Source organism: Amnimonas aquatica (genome assembly GCF_002943415.1).
GTDB classification, from domain to species: Bacteria; Pseudomonadota; Gammaproteobacteria; order Pseudomonadales; family Moraxellaceae; genus Perlucidibaca; species Perlucidibaca aquatica_A.
Genome location: NZ_PTQZ01000230.1, coordinates 1 through 2,769, shown reverse-complemented (window position 1 = coordinate 2,769; position 2,769 = coordinate 1). Strand labels below are relative to the sequence as shown.

Annotated in this window: 4 protein-coding genes; 3 read left to right on the top strand and 1 reads right to left on the bottom strand. The window is 56.8% G+C overall.

Going from position 1 to position 2,769, the window contains the following annotated elements:
• Nucleotides 1–302 (bottom strand): hypothetical protein (locus tag C5O18_RS08350; RefSeq protein ID WP_206389808.1); only part of this gene is annotated, 302 nt, incomplete at its 3' end.
• 308 nt (nt 303–610) lie between these two features.
• Here C5O18_RS08350 and C5O18_RS08345 point away from each other — a divergent pair.
• The 3 genes from C5O18_RS08345 (at nt 611) to C5O18_RS08335 (ending at nt 2,431) form a co-directional block, all read left to right on the top strand.
• A complete protein-coding gene (locus tag C5O18_RS08345; RefSeq protein WP_241146791.1) occupies nt 611–1,210 on the top strand; it encodes a hypothetical protein in 600 nt (199 codons plus the stop codon).
• A gap of 181 nt (nt 1,211–1,391) precedes the next feature.
• Entirely contained in the window at nt 1,392–1,859 is a 468-nt protein-coding gene (locus C5O18_RS08340) for a helix-turn-helix domain-containing protein (protein WP_105193093.1), read from the top strand.
• Nucleotides 1,856–2,431, top strand: coding sequence for a PIN domain-containing protein (locus tag C5O18_RS08335; protein WP_105193091.1), 576 nt, complete (start codon nt 1,856–1,858; stop codon nt 2,429–2,431). The genes C5O18_RS08340 and C5O18_RS08335 overlap by 4 nt, the downstream gene beginning before the upstream one ends.
• Nucleotides 2,432–2,769: the final 338 nt, after the last annotated feature.

Genomic DNA, 2,769 nt, shown 5'->3' with positions numbered 1-2,769 from the left:
AGCAACTCTTCCATCCAGCGTGTCAGCAGGATGGATTCGATTTCCTTCATGCCCATATCCCATGTCACGGGGATCAGGATTTGATAGCGGCTGAAGGCCTCCATCGCGATCACGACCTGGTCGTTGTAGTCGCGGTTGGTTTGAATCACATGCAGCTGCCAGGCAACGTTCACGGGTGTCGATTGGATGGGCACCCGGCCAACCAATGCGGGGTCATCGCATGGCAGCCGATCAATGTCGATCTTGGAGCGTTTCTTGATGAAACGCGCCATGGCCTTGCTGGCATGCAGTGTCAAATTCATGATCGGAGGCTCTGGTTGGGACACGATATTCCGGCTCTGATGGCCTGGTGTGGGATGTCAGCCCTCGGGCGAAGCAACACTAGCATCTGGCGGCCAAGGATCAAGTACTAGGCAGTTTGTGGGCGTCACATGAGATGGCATTGACCGCATGACGCGTAATCCCCATTTATATGCAAAAACCATTTCATGTTGTTGGTTAACGCATATGATCGGGGAGATGATCTGGAGCAGCGAGGCGTATGTGCTGGTCAAAATTGACTCGATCTGCTACCTTGAATGCATGAATTTTCAATGAGAAATCATGCTTCATGGCCAGTCACGAACAGCCCAGTGCGTTGGAGCAGGTCCGGCATGTCCTTGAGCCAGGGCGTGTGTACCGTCGTGCCGATCTGGCTGTGGTGTCCAATGCGGTTGACCGGCATCTGCACGCCTTGGTGCAGGCAGGCGATCTGCGGAAGCTGGCACAAGGGCTTTACTACGCGCCCCGCAAATCCGTGTTCGGCGAGCTGCCCCCTGATGATGCCGAACTGGTGCGCAGCTTCCTGCGGGATGATGACTTCCTGCTCTTCTCTCCCTCTGCCTACAACACGGTCGGGTTAGGCATCACGCAGCTCTACAACCGCACAGTCGTCTACAACCGCAAGCGGCATGGGCACTTCAAGCTGGGCAATCGCGAGTTCGATTTCCGGGTGAAGCCCAGGTTCCCGCATGCCTTGTCTGCGGAGTTCCTGTTTGTGGATCTGCTCAACAATGCAGATGAGCTGGCTGAGGATGTATCGGCTGTCTGGGCGCGTGCGGCAAGCAAGTTGAAGCAGCTTGATAGCGATGGCTTGCGTCAGGCGTTGCGTGCCTATGGCAATGTGACCACGCGCAAGCGGCTGGAGGGCGTTTTCCGTGCTGCTGCATGACCATCCTGACTTCGAGGGTCTGCTGGGCTTGGTTGCGGCCGAGCGTGGGCTAGATTCCGTGCCCGTGGTGTACTAGGGGAAGAAGCATGCCGCTCACTGACGTCGTTTCGTCTATTGCGAATTTCGAATATTTCGAATATTTTGGCAGTGAGAGATCGCGTCTGCTACCCAGAGGTACACCATGTCCACCACCGCCCAGTCCAAAATGACACTGCCTGTCGAGCGCGAGATTCAGGCTGCCGTGCGCGGGCAGCGCGAGCTCGCGGCATTCCTGGCGACGGGTTTCGAGACGCAGCGCATCCAGATCTTTGATGCCAGGAACGAGGCTCATCAGGTCGAGCTGCCCACCTCGGCGCTACGGCTGCTGGTGGATATCCTCGCCGAGCTGGCTGACGGCAATGCGGTCAAGGTGCTTCCTGTTCATGCCGAGCTGACCACGCAGGAGGCGGCTGACCTGCTCAATGTGTCGCGCCCCCATCTGGTTAAGCTGCTGGAGGAGGGCCAGTTAGCCTTCCATCGCACCGGCAAGCATCGGCGCGTCAAGTTTGCGGATCTGATGGCCTACAAGGAAAAGCGAGCTGTCGAGAGTGAGCAGGCCATGGCCTTGCTCGCCCAGCAGGCCCAGGATCTGGGCATGGGGTATGAATGAGAAGCTCGCCATTTACGGCAGTCTATGATGCTTGCGTACTCTATCCGGCCCCTTTGCGTGATTTGCTTATCTGGCTGGGCATGTCGGGCTGCTTCCGCGCCCGGTGGACAGCGCAGATTCACGAGGAGTGGAAGCGCAATCTGCTGCTGAACCGTACTGATCTCACGCGTGAGCAGCTCGATCGCACTTCTCAGCTCATGGATCAGGCCATTCCAGATGGGCTCGTCACTGGCCATGAGTCACTGATCGATGGTTTGGCCTTGCCGGATGCGGATGATCGCCATGTGCTCGCCGCTGCGGTGCGTTGCCATGCCAACGTGATCGTGACCTTCAACCTCAAGGATTTTCCGGCGAGTGCGTTGTCAGCCTATGGTGTGGAGGCGCAGCACCCTGACGAGTTCATCGAGAATCTGTTCGATCTTGATCCAGCGGCAGTTGTGGACGCTGCCCGTCGTCAGCGCGCGACGCTCAGGCATCCTCCGCTGGATGTTGATCGCTTCCTGGATGTGTTGCGCAGTCAAGGCCTGGTGCAGACCACCAAACTGTTGGCGGGGTATGGCGCATTGCTGTGAATGGGAAAACCTGCACGGCCAAGTGTGCTGATGATGTGTAAGTATTATTGTCGGCACAGCGGCTTTATATTAGTTCAAGTCATTGAATTTTATAGTTTAGTGAATCCCTCTCTCGCCGCCAGACAATATAAGCCCTTGGNTGATACGGGGGAACGTCGTGTCCACAACAGCGTCTACAAATTGAAAAGAGATGGATTGCTAAAGCCCCCCATCTCGTTTCGGTGTGAAATGCTGAAAAAGTGCTGTTAGCCAGGTAGCTTGGCAGCAAGCAACTCGACCTTCTCGATGTTGGGCGGCGAGCTCAGCAGTGTGGCGGCGTTGGCCATCAAGGCAGCAGC

Coding starts and splice junctions, on each gene's coding strand:
- C5O18_RS08345 (WP_241146791.1), top strand. CDS start 611: ATGGCCAGTCACGAACAGCCCAGTGCGTTGGAGCAGGTCCGGCATGTC.
- C5O18_RS08340 (WP_105193093.1), top strand. CDS start 1,392: ATGTCCACCACCGCCCAGTCCAAAATGACACTGCCTGTCGAGCGCGAG.
- C5O18_RS08335 (WP_105193091.1), top strand. CDS start 1,856: ATGAGAAGCTCGCCATTTACGGCAGTCTATGATGCTTGCGTACTCTAT.